Below are 3,623 nucleotides of genomic sequence, written 5' to 3' on the forward strand. Positions count from 1 at the left end.
ACCCACAAATTAATGCAATTGACCAATTCATTCTTGATAAACATTATCTACGTAAGCATGGAGTTAATGCCTATTATGGACAAAAGTAGTCGATGAGGAACATATTCGCCTTAAACTAAGGTAACTTGTACGTATGAATACTTAAAGATTACCAATTAATAATTTGATAGATAAATATCTTTTATTTAGGAGGAATTACATTGTTAACAACAAAAGCCTATGAATTCTGGTTTGTAACAGGAAGTCAATTATTATACGGAGAAGATGTACTTCGTCAAGTGGAAGCAAACTCAAGAACCATTGTTAATGGTTTGGATGATGATTCCCGAGTCACCTATAAATTAATTTTTAAATCAGTAGTAAAGGATTCAGATTCAATTCGCAAATTGATCCTAGAAGCAAATGCTGACCAAAATTGTGCAGGAATCATTACATGGATGCACACATTCTCGCCTTCAAAAATGTGGATTGCAGGCCTTTCTTCGCTTCAAAAACCTTATATGCATTTAGCTACACAATTTAACCGTGATATTCCTTGGGATTCAATCGATATGGATTTCATGAACTTGAATCAAGCAGCACACGGTGACCGTGAACATGGTTTCATTGCAGCACGCATGAATGTAAAACGTAAAGTTGTTGTTGGTCATTGGGAAAGCCCAGAAGTAAGAGAACGTGTGGGCAGCTGGATGAGTACAGCTGTAGCGTTTGAGGAAAGCAAAAACCTTAAGATTGCGAGATTTGGTGATAATATGCGCCAAGTTGCTGTAACTGAAGGTGACAAAGTAGAAGCACAAATTAAGTTTGGCTGGACAGTTAATGGTTACGGTGTTGGTGACCTGGTTCAACGCATAAATGATGTGACTGAACAAGAAGTGGATCAGTTAATGGCTGAATATGAACAGCAATATGATATTACTCCTGAAGGACTTACTGATGGTCCGGTTCGCGATTCCATCCGTTATCAAGCTAGAATTGAGCTAGGCATGAAGGCATTCTTAACGGAAGGCGGCTACACAGCATTCACTACTACTTTCGAGGATTTACATGGCATCCGTCAGCTTCCTGGTTTAGCGGTACAGCGTTTAATGGAACAAGGCTATGGTTTTGCTGGTGAAGGGGACTGGAAAACGGCTGCTCTTGTAAGATTGATGAAAATTATTGCAGGCAACGAAGGAACTTCCTTCATGGAAGATTATACGTATCATTTTGAGCCAGGGAATGAAATGGTTCTTGGTTCTCACATGCTTGAAGTTTGCCCAACCATCTCTGCCACTCGTCCAAAAATCGAGGTTCATCCACTTGGAATTGGCGGCAAAGAAGACCCTGCCCGAATTGTATTTGATGGAAGAGGCGGTTCTGCATTGAATGCAACCATCGTTGACCTTGGACATCGTTTCCGTCTTCTTGTTAATGAAGTGGATGCTGTACAGCCAGAAAAAGACATGCCAAATCTCCCTGTTGCCCGGGTATTATGGAAAACCCAACCATCCTTAAGTCAAGCCGTTGAAAATTGGATTCAGGCTGGAGGGGCTCACCATACTGGCTACTCTTACAAAGTAACAACTGAACAGTTGAGAGACTTTGCTGAATTGACTGGAATTGAGATGGTCGTAATTAACAACGATACTAAAACAGAATCTTTCAATAATGAATTACGTTGGAATGAAGTCATCTACCGTAAATAGTAAAAAAGTTAAGATGATTTAAACATAAATAATGAACAAAACAAGGGGCTATTAGAGATAGTAGCCCTAATTTTCAGCTTTAAGGTTTGGGAGGGAAATAACATGAAGCTTGATATAAAAAACGTCATTCAAAGCGGAAAAACAGTTCTTGGTATTGAACTTGGTTCAACCCGAATTAAAGCCGTTCTCATAGGAGAAGATCATACACCGATCGCATCAGGCAGCCATGACTGGGAAAATAGCTATGTGAATAATATCTGGACCTATAATGTAGAGGATATTTGGAAGGGTGTACAAGACAGCTATCAAAAGATGGCCAACGAAGTGAAACTGCAATATGGCGTCACCTTACAATCAGTAGGAGCAATCGGTTTTAGTGCGATGATGCATGGCTATATGACATTCAACAAAGAGGGAAAGCTTCTGGTACCATTTCGCACCTGGCGTAACAATATTACCGAAAAGGCTTCAAAAGTACTCACAGAACTGTTTAACTACCAAATTCCTCAAAGATGGAGTATTGCTCATCTATATCAAGCTATTTTGAATCAGGAAGAACATATTGCTGACATTAGCTTCCAGACAACACTCGCTGGTTATATCCATTGGAAACTGACCGGACAGAAGGTTCTGGGAGTTGGTGAAGCTTCCGGTGTATTTCCAATTGACTTGAATACGAGGAACTATAATCATAGAATGATCGATCAATTCAATGAATTGATTGCACCTAATAATCTACCTTGGAAACTTGAAGATATTCTGCCTAAGGTTTTGGTCGCGGGTGAAAACGCCGGTGTCCTTACAGAAGAAGGAGCAAAACTTTTGGATGTTACTGGAGAGCTGAGGGCTGGTATTCCACTTTGTCCGCCTGAAGGTGACGCAGGAACAGGTATGGTCGCAACAAACAGCGTAGCGAAGCGTACTGGTAATGTTTCTGCCGGAACTTCTGTTTTTGCAATGGTTGTACTGGAAAAGGAACTGTCCAAAGTCTATTCCGAGATCGACCTTGTTACCACACCTACTGGTAACTTGGTAGCTATGGCTCATTCTAACAACTGTTCTTCAGACTTAAACGCATGGATTGGATTGTTTGACGAATTTTCAAAAGCAATGGGTATGGAAGTTGACATGAATAAGTTGTATGGAACTCTCTATCATTTGGCTCTTCATGGAGATTCGGATTGCGGCGGCTTACTGGCTTATGGCTATCTTTCCGGTGAACACATTACCCACTTCGAAGAAGGTCGTCCATTGTTTGTTCGTTCAGCAGATAGCAATTTCAACCTGGCCAATTTCATGCGTGTTCATTTATTTACAGCATTGGGTGCGCTGAAAATTGGTATGGATATTCTTCTCAAACAAGAAGAAGTAAAACTGGATGAAATCCTAGGTCATGGCGGCTTGTTTAAGACCAAAGGTGTTGGCCAGAGTATCATGGCCGCTGCTCTCAATGTTCCTGTTTCCGTTATGGAAACGGCAGGAGAAGGCGGAGCTTGGGGGATCGCCCTGCTTGCCTCTTATATGATTAACAAAGCGGATAATGAAAAGTTGGAAGAGTATTTAAGCCATAAAGTATTTGCAGAAAAAGCTGGTATGACTATGTCTCCAGATCCTAAGGATGTAACAGGCTTTGAGCATTTTATGAAACGTTATACCAAGGGACTAGCAATCCAAAGAGCAGCAATAAACGCATCTTAAATAAAGATTAAAGATGAAGTTAAAATCTTATAATAATTCTCAAAAAGCAATGTTTTACGACATTGCTTTTTGGTATTATACATATTATACAAAAGTCTATATATCGACATTAAATGCGTATAACTAGTTGGATAACCTAGAAAATTTTATTGATAACATCTTTTTTGAAAGGGTATTCATTATTAAAAATCAATTTTTTACTTCATAAAAAGAATTAACAGGAGGGATAGATCATTT

General features: G+C 39.6%; 2 protein-coding genes. Both read left to right on the forward strand.

Features of this window, described 5'->3' with window-relative positions; translation table 11 throughout:
- The first annotated feature begins 200 nt into the window (after positions 1 to 200).
- On the forward strand, positions 201 to 1,688 hold the full coding sequence (gene araA, locus V7659_RS28020) for an L-arabinose isomerase (RefSeq protein WP_335543342.1): 1,488 nt from the start codon (positions 201 to 203) through the stop codon (positions 1,686 to 1,688).
- 102 nt (positions 1,689 to 1,790) lie between these two features.
- Entirely contained in the window at positions 1,791 to 3,386 is a 1,596-nt protein-coding gene (locus V7659_RS28025) for a xylulokinase (protein ID WP_335543343.1), read from the forward strand.
- Positions 3,387 to 3,623 lie beyond the last annotated feature (237 nt).

Source organism: Neobacillus drentensis, from assembly GCF_036966985.1.
Lineage (GTDB): Bacteria > Bacillota > Bacilli > Bacillales > Cytobacillaceae > Neobacillus > Neobacillus drentensis_E.

What these genes read in the sequence shown, in the direction of transcription:
- V7659_RS28025 (WP_335543343.1), top strand. Translation starts at nt 1,791, where the DNA reads ATGAAGCTTGATATAAAAAACGTCATTCAAAGCGGAAAAACAGTTCTT.